Source organism: Pseudomonas sp. LB3P81 (assembly GCF_054897965.1).
Genome location: NZ_JBUBVG010000001.1, coordinates 2877223 through 2899642 on the forward strand (window position 1 = coordinate 2877223; position 22420 = coordinate 2899642).

11 protein-coding genes and 2 pseudogenes are annotated in these 22420 nt (G+C 59.3%); 5 read left to right on the top strand and 8 right to left on the bottom strand.

Annotated features, from left to right (window positions below; genetic code table 11):
• Positions 1-4 precede the first annotated feature (4 nt).
• The 4 genes from ACYZTL_RS13270 to putP form a co-directional block, all read right to left on the bottom strand.
• Positions 5-4765 (bottom strand): RHS repeat-associated core domain-containing protein, encoded by a 4761-nt coding sequence (locus ACYZTL_RS13270; RefSeq protein ID WP_461952168.1) that lies wholly within the window; start codon positions 4763-4765, stop codon positions 5-7.
• On the bottom strand, positions 4765-5502 hold the full coding sequence (locus ACYZTL_RS13275; protein ID WP_461952169.1) for a DUF4123 domain-containing protein: 738 nt from the start codon (positions 5500-5502) through the stop codon (positions 4765-4767). The genes ACYZTL_RS13270 and ACYZTL_RS13275 overlap by 1 nt, the downstream gene beginning before the upstream one ends.
• Positions 5492-7408: a type VI secretion system Vgr family protein gene (locus ACYZTL_RS13280; RefSeq protein WP_461952170.1), complete on the bottom strand. Its 1917-nt coding sequence runs from the start codon at positions 7406-7408 to the stop codon at positions 5492-5494. Before ACYZTL_RS13280 ends, ACYZTL_RS13275 begins: the two co-directional genes overlap by 11 nt.
• 370 nt (positions 7409-7778) lie before the next feature.
• Positions 7779-9263 carry a sodium/proline symporter PutP gene (gene putP / locus ACYZTL_RS13285; protein ID WP_461952171.1) on the bottom strand — a complete coding sequence of 495 codons (1485 nt, stop codon included), beginning with the start codon at positions 9261-9263 and terminating at the stop codon, positions 7779-7781.
• A 462-nt stretch (positions 9264-9725) separates the two neighbouring features.
• Between putP and putA the strand changes: the two genes are divergently transcribed.
• Entirely contained in the window at positions 9726-13679 is a 3954-nt protein-coding gene (gene putA / locus ACYZTL_RS13290) for a trifunctional transcriptional regulator/proline dehydrogenase/L-glutamate gamma-semialdehyde dehydrogenase (RefSeq protein ID WP_461952172.1), read from the top strand.
• Between the two features lie 216 nt (positions 13680-13895).
• Entirely contained in the window at positions 13896-15698 is a 1803-nt protein-coding gene (locus ACYZTL_RS13295) for an acyl-CoA dehydrogenase (protein WP_461952173.1), read from the top strand.
• Between the two features lie 117 nt (positions 15699-15815).
• Here the strand turns inward: ACYZTL_RS13295 and ACYZTL_RS13300 are convergent, their stop codons facing one another.
• The 4 genes and pseudogenes from ACYZTL_RS13300 to ACYZTL_RS13315 form a co-directional block, all read right to left on the bottom strand.
• The gene (locus ACYZTL_RS13300) at positions 15816-16661 is read right to left on the bottom strand and encodes a methyl-accepting chemotaxis protein (RefSeq protein WP_461954302.1); all 846 of its coding nucleotides are present in this window, start codon (positions 16659-16661) and stop codon (positions 15816-15818) included.
• 18 nt (positions 16662-16679) lie between these two features.
• A pseudogene (locus ACYZTL_RS13305) lies at positions 16680-17792 on the bottom strand (HAMP domain-containing protein); the annotation flags it as partial.
• Positions 17793-17847: 55 nt separating this feature from the next.
• Positions 17848-18150 (bottom strand): cell division protein ZapA, encoded by a 303-nt coding sequence (locus ACYZTL_RS13310; protein ID WP_461952174.1) that lies wholly within the window; start codon positions 18148-18150, stop codon positions 17848-17850.
• Positions 18147-18377, bottom strand: a complete 231-nt coding sequence (locus ACYZTL_RS13315; protein ID WP_123402506.1) for a hypothetical protein — start codon at positions 18375-18377, stop codon at positions 18147-18149. The genes ACYZTL_RS13310 and ACYZTL_RS13315 overlap by 4 nt, the downstream gene beginning before the upstream one ends.
• A 389-nt stretch (positions 18378-18766) precedes the next feature.
• On the opposite strand from ACYZTL_RS13315, the pseudogene ACYZTL_RS13320 reads away from it, so the two are divergent.
• The 3 genes and pseudogenes from ACYZTL_RS13320 to ACYZTL_RS13330 form a co-directional block, all read left to right on the top strand.
• A pseudogene (locus tag ACYZTL_RS13320) lies at positions 18767-19522 on the top strand (MCP four helix bundle domain-containing protein); the annotation flags it as partial.
• Positions 19514-20377, top strand: a complete 864-nt coding sequence (locus ACYZTL_RS13325; protein ID WP_461954303.1) for a methyl-accepting chemotaxis protein — start codon at positions 19514-19516, stop codon at positions 20375-20377. The pseudogene ACYZTL_RS13320 and the gene ACYZTL_RS13325, both read left to right, overlap by 9 nt.
• Before the next feature lie 290 nt (positions 20378-20667).
• A complete protein-coding gene (locus tag ACYZTL_RS13330) occupies positions 20668-22410 on the top strand; it encodes a potassium/proton antiporter (protein ID WP_461952175.1) in 1743 nt (580 codons plus the stop codon).
• Positions 22411-22420: the final 10 nt, after the last annotated feature.

The following is a 22420-nucleotide window of genomic DNA, read 5'->3' on the forward strand; positions in this document are numbered from 1 at the left end:
TCACCTATTTAATTGGATATAGCGTAAACGGCACGCCAGTTACAGGATCAAACTTCATTTCAAACCCATCCATTTCAATCAATTTCGGATTTTTTTCCGACTTTGGATTAGGTATATAACCCTCTCCCGCGCCAGGAAGTCTCATCCTCACAATATCGGCCCTCTTAGAATCTTTTCCCGTAAAACGTGTTAGCCCTTGTTCCGTCCGTGTTGTTCCAAGATTGTAGGCTTTGAGCATAATTTCCCAACTATGAAATCTGGAGCTGGGATTACCTTTCCTATTCCGAGGTCTCTTACCTGTAATAGGGTTCGTACCATCAATTGCCCTTTGCTTGAAAGCTTCATCCGGAACCTCTGGATCATGCTTTCCAACCATATGCATACCCTGATCATCATTCAGCTTTTTAAGCTTTTCCTTGGCAATTTCCTCGTTGCTTAACTTGGGGGTCGGTAACGCAGGCTCACCCTCATCAACCTTAGCGCCAGAAGCATCATCCGGCGCCTTACATCCAGGCTTGTTCGGTGGTGGACAATTCCCGCTCAACCCCAACGGATCAACCCACCCCGTCGGATTCAGCGCGTATCGGTACTGGTTCAGCCCACCCGCCAACTTCACCGGATCAGGAGTCAGATACCGCCCCACCTTCGGATCATAGTACCGATGCCGGTTGTAGTGCAGGCCGCTCTCGGCATCGAAGTATTGCCCCTGAAACCGCAACGGCTGTTCGAGCTGTTCTCCCCCGCCAAATGCCAGATACGTGACTTTTCCGTAGGCGTTGTACTTCGCCGACCAGACGATTTCGCCGCTGTAATCCGTCAGTTCCTGCGGTGTACCCAGGTGATCGAGCTGGTAGTAAAACGGGCAAGCCTTCCGTGGGCCTTTGCCGTCGAGCAGGGCCAATGGGCGAAAGGTGCCGGGTTCGTAGACGTAGCTGCGGTAGTGCTCGCGGCTGCTTTCCGCAACGAGGTTGTCGCCCTGCCAGAAGAATTCGGTGGTTTTTCCGTCGACGGTTTTGGCGATGCGGCGGCCGAAGGCGTCGTAGCGGTAGCTGGCGCAGCGGCCGTCCGGCGTCGTGACGCCGGTCAACCGGTGTTGGCAGTCGTAGGCGTATTCGGTGACGAGTGTTTGCCCGATGCCGCGGCGTTCGCGGATCAGGTTGCCGAAGGCGTCGTGGTCGTAATGGCGGTCGCCTTGCATGAGCAGGCGGTTGCCTTTAACGGCAGCCACGCCGGGGCGATCCTGCGTCAGCAGGTTGCCGGCCGGGTCGTGAGCGAAGGTTTCCGGCGGGGCGTCGCGGGTGTGACGCACGCGGGTCAGGCGGTTGAGCGGGTCGTAGTAATAGTTGCGCTGGCCGTGTCGGCTGTCGGCGATGGTGGCCAGGTTGCCGTTGACCCCGTAGCTGTAGTTACGCAGGTATAGCGGTCGGGTTTGCTGGCTGATCGCGTGGGCTTGCAACCGACCCTGTTCGTCGTAGTGGTACTGGCTGGTGAGCTGGCCTTGCTGGCGTTGTTGCTCGCGACCGAAGGTAAATTGGTGAGACGTAAGCCGCGCGCCGTTGAGGTCGATGGCGGTCAGCGCGCCGCCCTTTTCGTGGTGGTAGTCGAGTTTGCTGCCGTCCGGCAGGCGCAGGCGGTTGAGCTGGCCGCAGGCGTCGTAGCGGTAGCGCAACGTGCCCCAACCTTGGTGTTCGGTGATCAACCGATCTTGTTGGTCGTACTCGAATTCCAGTGGGTGGTCGTGACCGTCATCGACGCTGGTCAGTCGGCCGAGGCTGTCGTAGCGATATTCGACCTTGATGCCATCCGGCAGCGTCTTGAGCAGCAACCGCCCTGCCGAGTCTCGTTCATAAGCGGTAACCCACTGCGAACCGTCAGCACCGAACTCGGTTTTCTCCAAGAGATGGCCGTTGAGGTCGTAGGCATATGCGGTACGTTGGCCATCGAATCCGCTTTCCTGTCGGATCAATCCATTCGGCGTGTAGTCCAGGCGATATTTTTCGCCGGATTCGTTTTCGATTTCCGTGAGTAACAACTGTGCGTTGTCGTAGCGATAACGTAGCTGCGTGCCGTCGGCATTCAGGCGACGGCTGACCAGGTGCAAATCATCGAGGTATTCGTAACGCGTGACGTGACCGAGTTCGTCGCGTTCGGCGGTGATTTTTCCGTAGGCGTTGTAGCTGAAGGCGCGAGTGGCGCCGGTGGGAAGCGTCGTCTGGAGCAGTCGTCCGACGGCGTCCCACGCGTACCGGGTGACCGCACCGTGTTCGTCCTGACGGGTAATCTGCCGACCCAACGCATCATAGGAGAACCGTCGTTGGCCGCCGTCCGGCAACGTCTCTTCGAGCAACTGACCCAAGGCATTCCAGACAAACGCATGCCGGCTGTTGTCCGGATAACGGATCGACAGCAGCCGACCTTTTTCGTCGTAGTGAGAGTGGGTGACATGGCCGTCAGGATCGGTCGCCTCAGTGATATCGCCCTGGGCATTGCGCTGATATTTCCAGACGGCCTTGCCGCGGTACTGCGCGTGCAGGAAACCGTTGCGATACTCGTAGGACGTCGGTTCGTCTTCCGGCGGAATCAGCGCGACCAGCCGTCCGACGTCGTCGTAGTGGTATTCGGTGACGGCGCCGAGCGGATCCTGCTCGGCAATCAACCGGCCTTTGTCGTCGTAGGCCTTGAGCGCTTCTCCACCATCGAGACTGACCTTGCGCACCAACCGCGCGCGGTCGTCGTGCTGGTAAACCTCTTCGCTGCCGTCGATGTTGTGGACGGTGACGCTGCCCTCGTCATCCCAGACATACCGCGCTTCCATCTGCGCAAACGACGCCCAATGTCGGATGCATCGCGCAGCCTTGCCGGACCTTTCCCACTCCCAGAAGAAACTCGCGCCACCGGCCAGTTGTCGCTGCAGGATCACGTGCTGATCGTCGTAGTCGTAGCGCTCGCTTTCGTCGGCGGCGTTGGTGGCTGCGATCAGTCGAGCGCGTTCGTCGTAGCCGTAGCGGACCAGTGTCTGCTCGGTGACCCAAGCCTCGTCCAACGTGTCCGCCGGGACAAAAACCTGATAGTCAACGGCGACCAAATGACTGCGTTCATAGCGCAACAGCAAGGCACGACCGGCGCCATTGTCGAGACGTTTGATGCGCTCCTGGCGATCGCGGGTGATGCGGAGGCGGTTGTCGTAACCGTCACTGATCGCGGTCAATCGGCCGTTGATGAAGTGATAAAAACGCGTGTCATCGCCCGCCTTGGCGAGGATCAGTTCGTCGGGTTCGTCACCCAGAAAAATCGCCGCGCGTGAGAGGCTGTTGTGGATCGCCGGCCGTTCAACAGTCGGTAATGGGAAGGTGGTGCGGCGGTTTTCGTGGTCGATCCAGATCACGCTCTCGCCGTCGATTTCCAGTCGATGCGCGAGGCTGTGACTCCAGCCGAAACCGAGGCCGCAGTCGATCTCGACGGCGCTGGTGCGATAGAGCCGGGTGAAGTCGAACGCCAGGATGCCGTCCAGCGAACCGTCGGTGAGGGTCAGCAGTTCTTCGCCGGTGACCATCGACACCGGGCATTGGTGGGTGGCGGTGTTATCGGCGGAGTCGGTGCTGTCGCCGTTGGGGTTTTTCGCTTGGGTCGGGGCGTCGTCGCGGTGTTCGTTTTGTTTGAGTGTGGTGTTGCGTTTGGCGTCCCAACTCAGCTGCATGTGCCCTTTTTTAACACCGGCAACAATGCCGCGGGCGGCGACCTTTTTGTACCGGTCGACATAGTCCATGAAGCCGTTGATGAGGGTGAAGATGGCTTTGACGAAACCCTGCACGGCGCTGATGAAGCGAGCGCCGTAGTGGGCAAGCCGCATGCTCAAGTAGGCAATGCCCGCCCCCGCACCGGCGAACGTCAGGACAATGCCGATCAGCATGTCGAGGAGCAGTTGCACCACCACCGTGGAAATGGCTTCGGCGGTTTTGCCGGCGATCTCGCTGGGCGGCAGCATTTCCAACCAGAGGCTGGCGGTGCGCAGCAACAAACACAGCGCCGCTTCATCACTGGCCAGCAGCTGGATTTTTGCCATCATGTCTGGCGCTGATTTTGCGAGTTTGACCAGCTCGTCAGCACTGCTGCCTAAACGACCAACAAATCTGCCGGGATCCTGAAGAATGTCCGAGAGCAGGCTGATGCTGTCCCAAACACCAATGATCGCAGCCCAACTTCCAGCGAGCATGCCGTTACCCGCAGCGGCAAAAGCCGACTGCGACCATTGCAGCTTGAACGCCTTCCACTCACTGCGCAGCCAGGCTTCCAACTGTTCGGTCAGGCCGTCGTAAGAGGCGAAGAGCTCATTAACTTGCTCAGGGGCCACTTCACTCTGGACATGAACGCGGTAGAACTTTCCGGGCTTACCTTTGAACTGTCCTTTGCCGTTTACATCCAGCGTGACCGTCGTCTTTTCGCCCCCATCAACAGCAATCACATCAACATCAATGTTCCCCAACGGAATGTCATAAACCGACTCGAACTTGCTCTCGATCTCCAGAATCCGATTGGCTGGACACTGCGCAACACTGGAGAAAAAGTTGTCATCACTTTTACTCACTGAAGTGGTGGTATTGCCCAGCTTGACCTGCCGATCCATGTCCAACAGCGAGGGCATGTCTAGTGCCCGACTGACCTTGTCCGCATTGCGACTCAAAAACCCCCGAAGCTGCTCGCGATACAAATCCAACGTGCCCTTGAAACCATCGAGCTCCTGCTCAATCCGTACAATCTGATCCATCAGTCCAGCTCCTCTATCAGGTAGTCCACCAACGCTGATTTCGGTGCTGGAGGCAGGTCCGGCGTCCCAAGAAAGACCACAACCTTGTGCCGCAAAACACTTTCGGAAAACGCCTCGAAAAGATCAGGACGATCCTCGCTCAGCCACTTGAGCAAGTTGTTCACCCGAGTGGTATTTGACTGCTCGGCAAGTTGATCCAGCAGCGCAACGGAGACTTCCCACCATGGAAAAACCCGCGAGGTTTTCAGCGCTTCACCGCCGATTTCGACCGCGTGGCCGTTGATCAGGCAACGTCCGATCACCGGCAGGAGTTGAGCGACATCCACCTCGGCAGCCTGAAGAATCGGCAACAAATAACGCCCGTCCCAAAAGCGGAAAAACACCGAACTGCCATCGGGCAAAAGAACTTGGGTGAGGCTTCGCAGGTGTTCGACCAATACTTCCTGAGCCGAGGCAGACACCGCGAGCCAACCCCAGTCGCGAGACTCGGTCTTGGCGACCCATTCCAGAAATTCACTGCCAGCTGCGACGATTCCGACATAGGGCATGACCGGTTCCCACTCGGCATACGCGGTATCCGCCCAGATCGGGCTTGGCGCATGCAGAGGATTGGAGCTTTGCCAGGCTTTAAACGGCGCAGCGGAACTGGCATTGCTGAATATCGCGATAAGCTGCTCGGATGGATTCAGCGGTTGGCGTTCCAGCCATTCGCGAGGCGACAGGCAATCAAGCTGCACAGACACCGTCCTTGCAGCGCTCGCATTCTTCGCAGAACGGCGCGTCGCTTTTAAGGCTCAGAATCTGTGCTGCGCTGAGTGCCAGCAGTTTTCTTTGAGTGCTCGGCGCGCCCATTGCCGGCATGGGTGCACCACCGAGCTGGATCGGCACGCTGCTGAAGATCCCGGCGGGGCCGATGTTGATCCAGTGCCCGCCTGCCTGAATGGTGGCGTTCGCTCCACCGTCGATGACGATTTGCTGGCCGGCGCTCGCATGAAATTGCCCGCTGGCCTTGAGGACCTGGCTGTGAACGCGGATGTGTCGGTCGCCGTGAACATGCAGGTTATCGTTTGCCCCAATGACAGCACTGCGCTGGCTTTCGATCTGAACGTGCATGTCGTTCAGCACGTGCTGTGTCCAGTTTCTCTGTGCCCGCAGGTAGATTTCCTCGGCACCTTTGCGATCTTCAACGCGCAATTCGTTGTAACCACCGCCACCCGGACTACTTTGGCTGCGGAAAATACTACGGGTGTTGTCGGCAGGCAGATCCAACGGCGCCGAGTTGGCACCATTGGGCAGGCAGCCCATGACAAGCGGTTTGTCCACATCGGCATCAACGAATCCCACCAGCACTTCCATGCCGACCCGAGGGATCAGCCCGATGCCATAGCCGTCATGCGCCCAGCCCGTGGCGACGCGCAGCCAGCAACTGGAATGTTCGTTACGCTTTCCGTCACGATCCCAGGCGAGCTGAACCTTGACGCGGCCGTACTCGTCACAGTGAATCTCGCTGCCAATCGGGCCCGTGACTACAGCCGTTTGATAACCGGTGAGAGAGGGCTTCCCGATCAGAGGCGGACGAAACGAAACATCCCACGGCGTTGCCAGAAAGGTATTGCGATAGCCCTGGAAATCATCCTCCCCATCGCTGCTGGCCGTCTCTTCCAGCACTTGCGGCTGACGGCCACGGTGTTCGATCTCTGTGACCAACCACAAATCATTCCATGCCTGACGCGGATGCGCGGCCAGGTGTAGGAAATGCCCGCTAACCAAAGCAGATTCATCGCCCCGACCTTCAGCCTGACGGTAATCCGCGTTGTGGCGTTCAAGCGTTCGCTGAGCCAGTTCCTTACCGTATTCACGATCCGTGAACTGGCCGGGAAAGCGGTAATCCTCAAGCGCCGGCAGTTGCCCGTTGTCGATTCGGCTTTCAAGTTGCAATCGCGGTTTGTGGAAGTCGTAGTCGCGACGGGCTACCGCCGTGGTGCGAGTTTCCAGTCGTACGTTGAAGCGATTGATCGCTGGCGTATCTGCCACCATTCCGGTGTCAGGCAAGAAAAGCGTCGGTTTGGCGATCAGAGGAAAAAACGTCTGGTCATCACCGAACACCAGCAGATGGCCCTCGGGGCTGTGTTGAAAGTGGTAGTGAATGCCAATCTCGGCGCACAAGCGCTGGATGAACGTCAGATCGCTTTCCGCGTACTGCACGCAGTACTCGCGCTCCAAGTACTCGCTGCCGAGCTGAAACCTGAACGCGTCGCCCTGAATGCCGTGGTCCTGGAGGATTTGCGCAATGATCGCCGGCACGCTTTTGTGTTGGAAGATTCGCTGGTTTATGCGCTGATCGAGGTAAGTCAGACGCGGGACAAGGCTGACCTGGTAATGCGTCAGACGCTGGCCGGAATCGCCTTGGCCAACCCGAAATATCTGACCGTGAACACCGGAACCTTGCGCATCAAAACTCAGAAAAGCCTGACGATGCAGGAGGCTTTCGAGTTCGATGTCCGGTTGCTCGCTGACCAGTTGCAGATCAAAACGGTAGGGCTGGCTGATGGCTTCCTTGCCTGTGAACTCAAGCACCTTGAGCTCATTCTGGTTGCCGTCGATGGTCAGCGTGAAGCGCGGTTGATTAGCGAGAGCGGACATCCGATGTGTCTCTGCAGAATGAAGGCGGGCGATTCTGCATGAGCGACAAGGGGTGTTGAGGGAGGGACAGGAAACTCAGATTTGTCGTGTTTTTTTAGAGAATTTTCCTTCAAAAATCGGGACGAAAAACTACAGACATACCTTTCAGATGCAACACCGACTTCCCTGTGGGAGCGGGCTTGCTCGCGAATGCGGTGAACCAGCTTGCATCAACGTTGAATGTTGATCCGCTTTCGCGAGCAAGCCCGCTCCCACAGGGGATCTGCGACTCTTCATCCCCCATTTGGAAAACCAAAAAAAACGGCCCGCCTCCAAAGGAAGCGGGCCGTTCTCATGTTCCGCGAAAGGTCAGAGCCTCAGCTCATCCCGATCACTTGTTCAGGCGGAAATCAGCCTCGGCAGCAGCGAAACGCTGAAGCATGCCGTGAGTCGGGGTGCCCAGTTTGCTGACGATGTAGATCGCCAGGCTGGCGAAGATGAAACCAGGGATGATTTCGTACAGCCCCATCAGTTCAAAGTGTTTCCACACGATCACGGTGATCGCGCCGACCAGAATGCCGGCCAGTGCGCCGTTGCGGGTCATGTCTTTCCAGATCACAGAGATCAGGACCACCGGACCGAACGCAGCACCGAAACCGGCCCAGGCGTAGCTCACCAGACCCAATACACGGTTTTCCGGGTTGGCGGCCATCGCGATAGCGATCAGGGCAACCAGCAACACCATGGCGCGACCGACCCAGACCAGCTCAACCTGGGAAGCGGATTTACGCAGGAAGGTTTTGTAGAAGTCTTCGGTCAGCGCGCTCGAGCACACCAGCAACTGGCAGCTCAGGGTGCTCATGACAGCAGCCAGAATGGCCGACAGCAATACACCGGCGATCCACGGATTGAAGAGGATTTTGGCCAGTTCGATGAACACGCGCTCGTGGTTTTCGGTCACTGGAGCGGCCACATCAGGGTGCGCCGAGAAGTAAGCGATACCGAAGAAACCAACAGCAACGGTGCCGCCCAGGCACAGGATCATCCAGGTCATGGAGATACGGCGAGCGTTGGCGATCGACTTGACCGAATCCGCGGCCATGAAACGCGCCAGGATGTGCGGCTGGCCGAAGTAACCCAGGCCCCAGCCCATCAGCGAGATGATGCCGATGAAGGTGGTGTTTTTCAGCATGTCGAAGTTGCTGGCGTCTTGTGCTTCGATGGCCAGGAACGTGGTGTCGACGCCGCCGGTGGCCAGCAGCACGATGATCGGCGTCAGCAACAGGGCGAAGATCATCAGCGTGGCTTGTACGGTGTCAGTCCAGCTGACGGCCAGGAAACCGCCGACGAAGGTGTAGGCAATCGTCGCCGCAGCACCGGCCCACAGCGCTGTCTCGTAGGACATGCCGAAGGTGCTTTCGAACAGACGGGCGCCGGCCACGATGCCGGATGCGCAATAGATGGTGAAGAACACCAGGATCACGACCGCGGAGATGATCCGCAGCAGGCCGCTTTTGTCTTCGAAACGGCTGGAGAAGTAATCCGGCAGGGTCAGTGCATCGCCGTTGTGCTCGGTCTGCACGCGCAGACGGCCGGCAACGAACAGCCAGTTCAGGTAAGCACCAACGATCAGGCCGATGGCGATCCAGCTTTCGGACAGACCGGACATGTAGATAGCGCCCGGCAGGCCCATCAACAACCAGCCGCTCATGTCGGAGGCGCCGGCGGACAATGCAGTCACGACGCTGCCCAGGCTGCGACCGCCCAGAATGTAGTCAGAAAGGTTGTTGGTGGAGCGATAGGCCATGAAGCCGATCAGCACCATTGCTGCGATGTAGATCACGAACGTGATCAGGGTTGGATTGCTTACGCTCATTAAGTGATGCCCTGGCTTTGTTTTTATGTAGCGGCAGAGTGTGCAACGCCGACAAACGACAATGTTTGATCAGACGATTTCCGGTTCCGCGCATTTAGGACTGATGTTTCCCCAGGAAAGCCATCAGCCGGTGAACCTGTCTTTTTTGACGGGTTGCACCTTGGGCGCGAATCCTATTCAACATCGCAAATAAGGTGCAACCCATTTCTTGAGAATAAGTTGCACCTAGTCGGTTTTACATCAAAACAGGCGGTTTTTGCTCCCTTTTAGCGCAGTGAACGACTTTTCCTAGAAGTAAAAGCACCAAGCAGGACCGATACGTTCGTACCGGAATTTAATTCCTGACGAGTTGCCTGTTTTTCCGACAAAAAAGGGTTGCACCCGGTTGCACCTCGGAGAGCGCGCAGCTAATCTTGCGGCCAGCTGATGCCACGCGGTCGTGGCAAACATGAGGATAAAAATATGGCTACCACCACCCTTGGGGTCAAACTTGATGACCCGACCCGCGAGCGCCTCAAGGCCGCCGCGACTTCGATTGATCGCACGCCGCACTGGCTGATCAAGCAGGCAATTTTCAATTACCTGGAAAAACTCGAGGGTGGTGCAACCCTGACCGAGCTGAATGGCCTGACCGCCAAAGAAGCCGATGACAGTGGCGAAGCCCACGTCGACCACGCGCATCAATGCTTCCTCGAGTTCGCCGAAAGCATCCTGCCGCAATCGGTGCTGCGCGCGTCGATCACCGCCGCTTACCGTCGCCCTGAGCCGGAAGTGGTGCCGATGCTGATCGAACAGGCTCGCCTGCCGGTTGCCACGGCTGAAGCTACCAACAAGCTCGCCGCCTCGATTGCCGAAAAACTGCGCAATCAGAAGAGCGCCGGCGGCCGTGCCGGGATTGTTCAGGGCTTGTTGCAGGAATTTTCCTTGTCGTCCCAGGAAGGCGTGGCACTGATGTGCCTGGCCGAAGCGCTGCTGCGCATCCCGGACAAAGGCACTCGCGACGCACTGATTCGCGACAAGATCAGCACCGGCAACTGGCAGCCGCACCTGGGCAACAGCCCGTCGCTGTTCGTCAACGCCGCTACTTGGGGCTTATTGCTGACCGGCAAACTGGTCGCCACCCACAACGAAGCCGGCCTGACGTCGTCCCTGAGCCGCATCATCGGCAAGAGCGGCGAGCCGATGATCCGCAAGGGCGTCGACATGGCCATGCGCCTGATGGGCGAGCAGTTCGTCACCGGCGAAACCATCGCCGAAGCCCTGGCCAACGCGAGCAAGTTCGAAGCCAAGGGCTTCCGCTATTCCTACGACATGCTGGGTGAAGCCGCCCTCACCGAGCACGACGCCCAGAAGTACCTGGCCTCGTACGAACAAGCCATTCACTCGATCGGCAAAGCGTCCCACGGTCGTGGGATTTATGAAGGTCCGGGCATTTCCATCAAGCTGTCGGCCCTGCACCCGCGTTACAGCCGCGCGCAGTACGAGCGCGTGATGGACGAGTTGTACCCACGTCTGTTGTCGCTGACCCTGCTGGCCAAGCAATACGACATCGGCCTGAACATTGACGCCGAAGAAGCGGACCGCCTCGAACTGTCGCTGGATCTGCTGGAACGTCTGTGCTTCGAACCGCAACTGACCGGCTGGAACGGCATCGGTTTCGTGATCCAGGCTTATCAGAAGCGTTGCCCGTATGTGATCGACTACGTGATCGACCTGGCTCGCCGCAGCCGTCATCGCCTGATGATCCGCCTGGTAAAAGGCGCGTACTGGGACAGCGAAATCAAGCGTGCCCAGGTCGAAGGCCTGGAAGGCTATCCGGTCTATACCCGCAAGGTGTACACCGACGTTTCCTACATCGCTTGCGCACGCAAACTGCTGTCGGTGCCGGAAGTCATCTATCCGCAGTTCGCCACGCACAACGCCCACACCCTGTCGGCCATTTATCACATCGCTGGTCAGAACTATTACCCCGGTCAGTACGAGTTCCAGTGCCTGCACGGCATGGGTGAACCGTTGTACGAGCAGGTTGTAGGTAAAGTTTCCGAAGGCAAGCTGAACCGTCCGTGCCGCGTGTACGCACCGGTCGGTACTCACGAAACACTGCTGGCGTACCTGGTGCGTCGTCTGCTGGAAAACGGCGCGAACACCTCGTTCGTGAACCGCATCGCCGACCAGTCCATCTCGATTCAGGAGCTGGTGGCCGATCCAGTGGCCAGCATCGAGCAGATGGCGACGCTGGAAGGCGGCTTCGGCCTGCCGCACCCGCGTATCCCGCTGCCGCGTGATCTTTATGGCGCCGAGCGCGCCAACTCCAGCGGCATCGACATGGCCAACGAACATCGTCTGGCTTCGCTGTCCTGCGCTTTGCTGGCCACCGCTCACAACAACTGGAAAGCCGCGCCGATGCTCGGTTGCGTGTCCAGCACTGAAACCCCTGCGCCGGTGTTGAACCCGTCGGATCTGCGCGACGTGGTCGGCCATGTACAGGAAGCGACCGTCGGAGACGTCGACAACGCGATCCAGTGCGCCCTGAACGCTGCGCCGATCTGGCAGGCCACTCCGCCGGCCGAACGCGCCGCGATTCTGGAACGTGCCGCCGACTTGATGGAAGGCGAGATCCAGCCGCTGATGGGCCTGCTGGCTCGCGAAGCCGGCAAGACCTTCGCCAACGCCATCGCCGAAGTGCGTGAAGCCGTGGACTTCCTGCGTTATTACGCAGTGCAGGCGCGCAACGATTTCACCAACGTCGCCCACCGCCCACTGGGTCCGGTGGTGTGCATCAGCCCGTGGAACTTCCCCCTGGCGATCTTCAGTGGCCAGATTGCCGCTGCACTGGCCGCCGGTAACCCGGTACTGGCCAAGCCTGCAGAACAAACCCCGCTGGTGGCCGCTCAAGCCGTGCGCCTGTTGCTCGAAGCCGGGATTCCGGAAGGCGTGCTGCAACTGTTGCCGGGCCGTGGCGAAACCGTTGGCGCCCGCCTGGTCGGTGACGATCGGGTCAAAGGCGTGATGTTCACCGGCTCCACCGAAGTCGCTCGTTTGCTGCAACGCAACGTCGCCGGTCGTCTGGATGCACAGGGTCGTCCGATTCCATTGATCGCTGAGACTGGCGGCCAGAACGCGATGATCGTCGACTCCTCGGCACTGACCGAACAGGTTGTGATCGACGTGGTGTCGTCGGCCTTCGACAGCGCCGGTCAACGTTGCTCGGCACTGCGAGTGCTGTGCTTGCAGGAAGATTCCGCTGACCGTGTCATCGAAATGCTCAAGGGCGCCATGGCTGAATGCCGTCTCGGCAACCCGGAACGCCTGTCCGTGGACATCGGGCCGGTGATCGACGCCGAAGCCAAGGCGGGCATCGAGAAGCACATCCAGGCCATGCGCGACAAAGGTCGCAGCGTGTATCAGGTGGCAATCGCCAACACCGAAGAAGTCAAACGCGGCACCTTCGTGATGCCAACGCTGATCGAGCTGGAAAGCTTCGATGAACTGCAACGCGAGATCTTCGGTCCGGTGCTGCACGTGGTTCGCTACAAGCGCAAAGACATCGACCAACTGATCGGTCAGATCAACGCTTCCGGCTACGGCCTGACACTGGGCGTGCACACTCGCATCGACGAGACCATCGCCAAGGTGATCGACAACGTCAACGCCGGTAACGTCTATGTGAACCGCAACATCGTCGGCGCTGTGGTTGGTGTGCAACCGTTCGGTGGCGAAGGTCTGTCGGGGACTGGCCCGAAAGCCGGTGGTCCGCTGTACCTGTACCGTCTGCTGTCGACGCGTCCTACCGACGCGATCGAACAATCCTTCGCTCGCGGCGACGCAGCCACTGCACCGGATGTTCGTCTGCGTGACGCGATGAGCAAACCGCTGACCGCCCTGCAAACCTGGGCCGACAGCAACAAGTTTGCCGACCTGAGCGCCCTGTGCGTGCAGTTCGCCGCGCAATCGCAAAGCGGGATCACCCGCGTTTTGGCGGGACCGACGGGCGAGCGCAACAGCTACGCGATTCTGCCGCGTGAGCACGTGCTGTGCCTGGCGGAGGTCGAAGGCGATCTGCTGACGCAACTGGCCGCGGTGTTGGCGGTGGGTGGTTCGGCGGTGTGGCCGGAAACTGACTTGACCAAGGCATTGTTCGCACGTCTGCCGAAGGAAGTTCAGGCGCGCATCAAGCTGGTTTCCGACTGGAACAAGGATGAAGTGGTGTTTGATGCCGTTCTGCATCATGGCCATTCCGATCAGTTGCGTGCGGTGTGCCAGCAGGTTGCCAAGCGTGCCGGGGCGATTGTCGGGGTTCATGGCTTGTCCCAGGGCGAGACCAATATTGCGCTGGAGCGCTTGGTGATCGAGCGGGCGTTGAGCGTTAACACCGCTGCGGCGGGTGGTAATGCCAGCCTGATGACGATCGGCTAACAGTAATAGGCCGGGCATCTGCAATGGGTATCCGGTTTTTTTGAAGCAAGATCAAAAGATCGCAGCCTTCGGCAGCTCCTACAGAGGATCGTGTTTCTCTGTAGGAGCTGCCGAAGGCTGCGATCTTTTGCTTCTCCATCACCGAAATCAATCATCCTGTTCAGCTCGCCCTCCCCACGCCTAGACTCGGTCCATTCCAAAAAAAGGTAGGCCGCCATGTCCGAGACGTTGCTCAGTTCCCGCAATCTGGCTTTCGAGCTGTATGAAGTCCTCGATGCCGAGGGCCTGACTCAGCGTGAGCGTTTCGCCGAGCACAATCGCGAGACCTTCGATGCCGCCATCGGCACCGCTCGTAGCATTGCCGAGAAGTTCTTCGCCCCGCACAACCGCAAGGGTGACGAGAACGAGCCGCGCTACGAGAACGGCCAGGCGATTCTGATTCCGGAAGTGAAACCGGCGGTGGATGCCTTCCTCGAAGCCGGCTTCCTCAACGCTGCGCGCAGTTTCGACGCCGGCGGCATGCAACTTCCTACGCTGTTGTCCCAGGCCTGCTTCGCGCACTTTCAGTCAGCCAACGCGGCGTCTACTTCCTACCCGTTCCTGACCATGGGCGCGGCGAACCTGATCGAAAGCTTCGGCACTGAGGAGCAGAAGCAACGCTTCCTGCAACCGATGATCGACGGCCGCTTCTTCGGCACCATGGCGCTGACCGAACCCCATGCCGGTTCGTCGCTGTCGGATATTCGTACGCGCGCGGAGCCGGCGTCTGACGGCACTTATCGACTCAAGGGCAACAAGATCTTCATCTCCGGCGGCGATCACCCGTTGTCGGAAAACATCGTGCACATGGTGCTGGCCAAGTTGCCGGATGCGCCGGCCGGGGTGAAGGGGATTTCGCTGTTCATCGTGCCCAAGTTTCTGGTCAACGATGACGGCAGCCTCGGCAAGCGCAATGACGTGTTGCTGGCCGGGCTGTTTCACAAGATGGGCTGGCGCGGGACCACGTCGACCGCGCTGAACTTCGGCGATAACGGCGAGTGTGTCGGCTATCTGGTGGGCAAGCCGCACCATGGTTTGAGCTACATGTTCCAAATGATGAACGAGGCGCGGATCGGCGTCGGCATGGGCGCAGTGATGCTCGGCTATGCCGGTTATCTGTATTCACTGGAGTACGCCCGCGAGCGCCCGCAGGGTCGCGTGCCGGACAGCAAAGATCCGAACACCGCGCCAGTGGCGATCATTCAGCACGCTGACGTGAAACGCATGTTGCTGACGCAGAAGGCCTACGTCGAAGGCTCGTTCGACCTGGGGTTGTACGCTGCACGACTGTTCGACGACACCACCACCCTTGAGACCGAAACCGAGCGCAAACAGGCGCATGAGCTGCTGGACTTGCTGACACCGATCGTCAAATCCTGGCCGTCGGAGTTTTGCCTGAAGGCCAATGAACTGGCGATCCAGATTCTCGGTGGTCACGGGTATACCCGCGAATACCCGGTTGAACAGTATTACCGCGACAACCGTCTGAACCCGATTCATGAAGGCACCCACGGCATACAGTCGCTGGACTTGCTGGGCCGCAAACTGGCGCAGAACGGCGGCGCGGGGCTCAAGCAATTGATCCGCCTGATTGCCGACACGGCCGAGCGCGCTCATGCATACGAATCGTTAACCCCGTTGCGTGAACCATTGGAGAAACTGGTGGCGCGCCTGCAAACGGTGACTATTGGTTTGCTGACGGATCTGGGGCAAGGCAAGGTCAACAGCAGCCTGGCGAACTCGGCGCTGTATCTGAAAGTGTTCGGACACACGGTGATTGGCTGGCGCTGGCTGGAGCAGGCGATTCGAGCCGAGGAAGGGTTGGCCAAAGGGAATGCGGCGGATGTGAGCTTCTATAAGGGCAAGCTGCAGGCTGCACGGTATTTCCTGACGTGGGAAGTGCCGGGTTGCCACCATGAGCTGGCGATTCTTGAGGCGCGGGATGATGTGTGCCTTGGGATGCAGGATGAGTGGTTCTGACCTGACAGAAAACGGTGTAACGGCTACCAAAAAGATCGCAGCCTTCGGCAGCTCCTACAGGGGAACGCATCCCAATGTAGGAGCTGCCGCAGGCTGCGATCTTTTGATCCTGATGTTTTAACTCAACCGAAATCCACCCATCTGCCGTGCCAAATCATCCGCCAACCGCTGCAAAGTCTGACAATCCTCACGGCAAGCCCTGACCTCCCCCGCCGTCGCCCGGGCCAGATCGGAGATCCCTTGCACATTGCGATTGATCTCCTCCGTCACCGCCGACTGCTCTTCCGTCGCCGTCGCCACCTGGTGGTTCATGTCGCTGATACGTTCGACCTGCCCAGTGATCGCCGTCAACGACGCCCCGGTGCGCTGACTCGACTCGACACCCGTGCCGGTCGCCGCTTGTCCGGTGTGCATCGACGACACCGCATTCTCCGCGCCTTGCTTGAGGCTGCCGATCATCTGTTGAATTTCATCGGTGGACGACTGCGTGCGTCGAGCCAACGTCCGCACTTCATCGGCCACCACCGCAAATCCACGGCCCATGTCTCCAGCCCGCGCCGCTTCAATCGCCGCGTTCAGCGCCAAAAGGTTGGTCTGCTCGGATATCCCGCGAATCACCGCCAACACCTGATCAATCGACGCCACCTGATTGGCCAACTCGCCAACGGCACCCGCCGCGAGGCCAATTTCATCGGACATGCTTTCAATATGCCGAATCGAACCGCCCACTACTTCCCGCGCCTGCATCGCCTCATCCCGAGCATTCTGCGAAGCAACCGCCGCGTTGCCGGCGTTCTGAGCGATTTCCTGCACGGTCAGGCCCATTTCGTGGACAGCGGTGGCGACCATGTCGGTCATTTCCTGCTGACGGCCGGAACGTTCGGCGGTGTTGTCCACTACCCGCGCCACTTGGCCGACGGCCGTACGCAAGCGCTCGCTGGTGGTCAGCACTTCACCGATCATCTCGCGCTGACTGTCCAGAAACCGATTGAAGCCGCGCGCCAGGTCACCCAGTTCATCGGCGCGGCTGGAATCTAACCTGTGGGTCAAATCTCCACCACCGCTACCGATGGCTACCAGCGCCGCTGTTACCTGACGAATCGGACGCACCAATCCACGGGCCAGCAGCACCACCAGCAACAGGCACACCAGCGCCACCGCAAGACCAATGCCGCTGCTCATCCACAGGGCGCGGCGGGCTTCGGCGTAGATCTGCGACTGTGGCACTTCGGCCACCAGGGTCCAGCCCAGATCCCGCAGCGGCAGGCTAAGCGCCAGATAATCTTCGCCATCGCGCGCGAAGCTGCTGGCGTTTGTTTGACCCATGACGGCCTGCGCTGCCGACGCACCGATCTGCTCGGCCAAAGTGCGTTTACCGCTGAATTGCGCTTCGGGATGAACCTGGATCAAACCGTCGGAACGCACGAGATAGACCTTGCCACGCTCGCCGAAGTTGAAGTTGTGGATCAGCTCTGACAGCTCTTTCATGCTCAACCCAAGCCCGGCAACGCCCACGACTTTGCCGGCCTGTTCGACCTTGAGGTCGATGAACAGCGCCAATTCTCCGGTCGCGGTGTCATTGTCGATATTGAGGGTGCGCGGCTGGTTGCTGTCGAGGAACGAGTAGAACCAGGCGTCTTTGGGGTTGGAGCGACTGAGGGTACGGTCCAGGCCTTTTTCAGTGAAGTAGTGGTTTGAAGCAGTGCCGACAATCAGCGCGGTAAAGGCGTCGTGTTCGGCGCGGATGCCTTCCAGATACTCCACGAACGCAGCGGTCTGGACACTGTTTTCACCCCCGGCGAGCCAGTCGCGCACCATGCTGTTACTGGCGATGTCCTTGGCGGCGGTGAGGGGCTGAACGAGGATGCGCTCGATGTCGTTGCGCATCGCTTCGATGCTCGACGGCAGCGCTTGCTCGACCAGATAGCGCTGGGCGAGACGGTTGACCACGAGGGTATAAATGCCAACCACGATCAGAATACTGACCAGCAGGGCGGTGCCCATACTGAGGATCAACTGCCATTGAATACTGCGTCGCCAGAACTGCATGGCGCACCCCCAAAGAATAAGAGGCTGAAACACTGCAACAGCCATGCCGATTGTATACAACACAAACGACAATTTATTCTTTGGTTGTGCGCAAAGCCGATCAGGCCTGATTGATCGTTTTGGAGATCACTTCAACCGTGGCGCTGACTTGCTCTTGGTAACGGTCGAGTTCGAGCTTGTGCTGCTTTTGCATTTCGATCTGCCGGGAACACAGATTCATCGCGGCCAGCACCAACAGGCGGTCACCGATCAGCGTCGGGTACTTTCGTTTGGTGTCGGCCAAAGCGGCTTTCAACATCATTGCGGCGTCCAGCAGGGTTTGCTCTTCCCCGGCCGGCGCCTTGATCGAATAGTCCTCCCCCAGGATCGAGACGACTTTTACCCCTGCGGCGCCGACACTCATGCGTTAACCGGGCCGGCGCTGACGCGTTCAACCAGGGCCTGAATGCGAGCGGCGGTTGCGCCTTGTTTCTCTTCCTGTTCCATCAGGCTCAGTTGCAGACTTTCGTTTTCATCCTTGGCCTGGGCCAATTCTGCACTCAGGGTCTGGTTGGTGCCGAGCAGGCTCTGGTTCTGTTGAACAAGGTCGCTGACCAGCTGTTCCAATTGGCTTAGGGATGCTTCCAACATTTTGATTTTCCAGGCATTTTCAAAGGGCGCGTACGATAAAGAAAAGTCACCACGGATGCCAGGGATATTGGGGCGCAAGGCCTTGATTTTCCTGGCGGACGACCTTCCTCGCGAACTTTAGAGACTGTGATTGGCGGATCTGGTTCCTGCACTTCGTCGCCCCCCCTGTAGGAGCGAGCTTGCTCGCGAAAGACGTCCAGTCAACGCGTTCATCCAGACAGCACGCGTTATCGTTAACGTCCTTCGCGAGCAAGCTCGCTCCTACAGATCTACGACAAATACGCGCAGCCCCTCAAGACTTTAGTCGTATGACCGATAAGTCACTCATACGTCAGTCTCAGCGCCGCACGGATGCGCTCATTTCGGTAAACACCATGTCCCTTCGTAATATGAATATCGCGCCGCGGGCGTTCCTCGGCTTCGCCCTGATCGGCGGTTTGATGCTGATTCTGGGGGTGTTTGCCTTGAACCAGATGAGCAAGATTCGCGGTGCCGCCGAGGAAATCACCTTGAGCAGCGTGCCGAGCATCAAAAGCCTCGACGAGTTCACTCAACTCACCTTGCGCCTGCGGGTGCTGTCCTACCGTTTGCTGGTGAACCGCGAACCCGACGTTCAGCAGAAAACCATGGACCTGCTGGAGACGCGCAACCATCAGATTCGTGCGGCTCAGGCCACCTACGAAAAGCTGATCGCCAGCCCGCAGGAACGTGCTGCCTACGATCAGTACGTGCAGTTGCTGGGGCAGTACCGCCAGATCGAAGACCGGATGAAAACCCTGTCGCGCAACAATCAGATCGATGAACTGCGCACCTTGCTCAACACTGATCTGCTGACCAACTCCGAAGCCGTCAACGCGGTGCTCAATCGCTTGCTGGAGATCAACACCCAGCAGACCCTCGACACCCATCAGCGCGCCGCCGATCAGTACGCTTCGGCCTTCAACCTGGTGATCACCTTGCTGGTCATCTCCACCGGCCTGACTGTGCTGTTTGCCTGGTTGCTGACCAACAGCATCACCCAACCGATCGCCAATGCCTTGAGCGCTGCCGAAGAAATCGCCGAAGGCAACCTGACTCGCCCGATCACCGTTGATGGTGAAGACGAAGCCGGCCGCCTGCTGGGAGCGATGGCGAAGATGCAGGACAAGCTGCGCGACACGCTGCTGCGGATTTCCGGCTCGGCCACGCAACTGGCCTCCGCCGCTGAAGAGCTCAACAGTGTCACCGACGAAAGCGCCCGTGGCCTGACCCAGCAGAACAACGAGATCGAACAGGCCGCCACCGCCGTCAACGAAATGACCAGCGCCGTGGAAGAAGTTGCACGCAACGCGGTGAGCACCTCCGAAGCCTCGAAGAACGCCACTACATCTGCCGGCGACGGCCGTGATCTGGTTCAGGAAACCGTCAGCGCCATCGAACGCATGAGCGCCGATGTGCAGAGCACTGCCACGCTGATTGGCGACCTGGCGAATGAATCCCGTGACATCGGCAAGGTGCTGGATGTGATCCGTGGTTTGGCGGACCAGACCAACCTGCTGGCGTTGAACGCAGCGATCGAAGCCGCTCGTGCGGGTGAAGCCGGGCGTGGTTTTGCGGTGGTGGCGGATGAGGTTCGCGCCCTGGCACATCGCACCCAGCAGTCGACCAGCGAAATCGAACGCATGATCGGCAGCATACAGACCGGCACCGAACACGCTGTGGATTCGATGCGCAACAGCACCGAGCGTGCCGAGTCGACCCTGAACATCGCCCGTGGTGCCGGCCTGTCGCTGGACACCATCAACAGCGCCATCGTCGAAATCAACGAACGCAACCTGGTCATCGCCAGCGCGGCCGAAGAGCAGGCGCAGGTGGCTCGGGAAGTGGATCGCAACCTGGTGAACATTCGGGATTTGTCGGTGCAATCGGCGACCGGGGCCAATCAGACGAGCGCGGCGAGCAATGAGTTGTCGCGGTTGGCGCTGGACCTGAACAATATGGTTGGGCGGTTTAGTCTCTAACGGTCAACACCGCCTCTGTGGCGAGGGAGCTTGCTCCCGCTGGGTTGCGTAGCGACCCCAAAATCAGCATCCGCGTTCCTTCAGAAAGAACGCGGATACAGGGTTTGCGACTGCTTCGCAGCCGAGCGGGAGCAAGCTCCCTCGCCACAGTGACTGCGCTCGACTTGGCGATGTAGTTCGCTCCTTCAAAAAGCTTTTTGACAGCATCACATTTCAACAGGTTAGAATCGCTGGCACGCAGACTGCATGGTCAGTTTGTGCCCGCCTTTCAGCTTTCTGGAGTACTGCCTTTGAATGCGACGACCATCAACAGCCTGTTCTTGATCGGCGCGTTGCTGGTAGGTGCGAGCATTCTGGTGAGCTCACTTTCGTCCCGCCTCGGCATCCCGATTCTGGTGATTATCCTGGCCGTGGGCATGGCGGCCGGCGTCGATGGCGCCGGTATTATTTTCGATAACTACCCAACGGCGTATCTGGTCGGCAACCTCGCATTGGCGGTGATCCTGCTCGACGGCGGCTTGCGCACCAGGGTGTCGAGTTTTCGCGTGGCGTTATGGCCGGCGCTGTCGCTGGCCACGGTCGGCGTGCTGATCACCACCGGGCTGACCGGCATGGCCGCGGCGTGGTTGTTCAACCTGAACATGATTCAGGGACTGCTGATCGGTGCCATCGTCGGCTCCACGGATGCCGCGGCAGTGTTCTCGCTGCTCGGCGGCAAAGGCTTGAACGAACGGGTCACCGCCAGCCTCGAGATCGAATCCGGCAGCAACGACCCGATGGCGGTGTTCCTCACCGTCACCTTGATCGACATGCTCGCCAGCGGCCAGACCGGTCTGCACTGGAACCTGCTGGTGCATCTGGTGCGCGAGTTCGGCATCGGTAGTGTGATCGGCCTGGGTGGCGGCTGGCTGATGCTGCAACTGGTCAACCGAATCAACCTGGCCAACGGCCTCTACCCGATTCTGGTGATTGCCGGCGGTCTGGCGGTGTTCGCTCTGACCAACGCCCTGCACGGCAGCGGCTTCCTCGCGGTTTACCTGTGCGGCCTGGTGATCGGCAACCGCCCGGTGCGTAGCCGCCACGGCATTCTGCACATGCTCGACGGTATGGCCTGGCTTGCACAGATCGGCATGTTCCTGGTGCTGGGCCTGCTGGTCACGCCGCATGACTTGCTGCCGATTGCCCTGCCCGCACTGGGCCTGGCGCTGTGGATGATCCTGTTTGCACGGCCGCTGTCGGTGATGGTCGGCCTGCTGCCGTTCAAGGCCTTCCATGGCCGAGAGAAAGCCTTCATTTCCTGGGTTGGCCTGCGGGGCGCGGTCCCGATCATTCTGGCGGTGTTCCCGTTGATGGCCGGGCTGCCCAACGCTCAGCTGTACTTCAACCTTGCGTTCTTTATCGTGCTGGTCTCGCTGCTGGTGCAAGGCACGAGCCTGCCGTGGGTGGCGAAGCTGTTGAAGGTGACCGTTCCCCCGGAACCGGCACCGATCTCCCGCGCCGCGCTGGAAGTACACGTCACCAGCGAGTGGGAGCTGTTCGTTTATCGCCTCGGCGCCGAAAAATGGTGCATCGGTTCGCCCCTTCGCGAACTGAAAATGCCCGAAGGCACTCGCATCGCGGCCCTGTTTCGTGGCCAGCAACTGCTCCATCCGTCGGGTAGTACGGTGCTCGAAGTCGATGATTTGCTGTGTGTCATCGGCCACGAACACAACCTGCCAGCCCTCGGAAAGCTCTTCAGCCAGGCACCACAACGGGGTCTGGATTTGCGCTTCTTCGGCGACTTCGTACTCGAAGGAGATGCCCAGCTGGCGGCGGTTGCTGCCCTGTACGGGTTGAAAGTCGAAGACATCGATCCGGACATGACTCTGGCCAGTTTCATTGCCCACAAAGTAGGCGGTGCACCCGTCGTCGGTGACCAGGTGGAGTGGAACAACACCATCTGGACCGTCGCGGTCATGGAGGGGAACAAGATCGGCAAAGTGGGCGTCAGATTCCCCGAAGGAAGTCGCCCAGGTCCGGGACTCTTCCTCTAAACTCCATTCT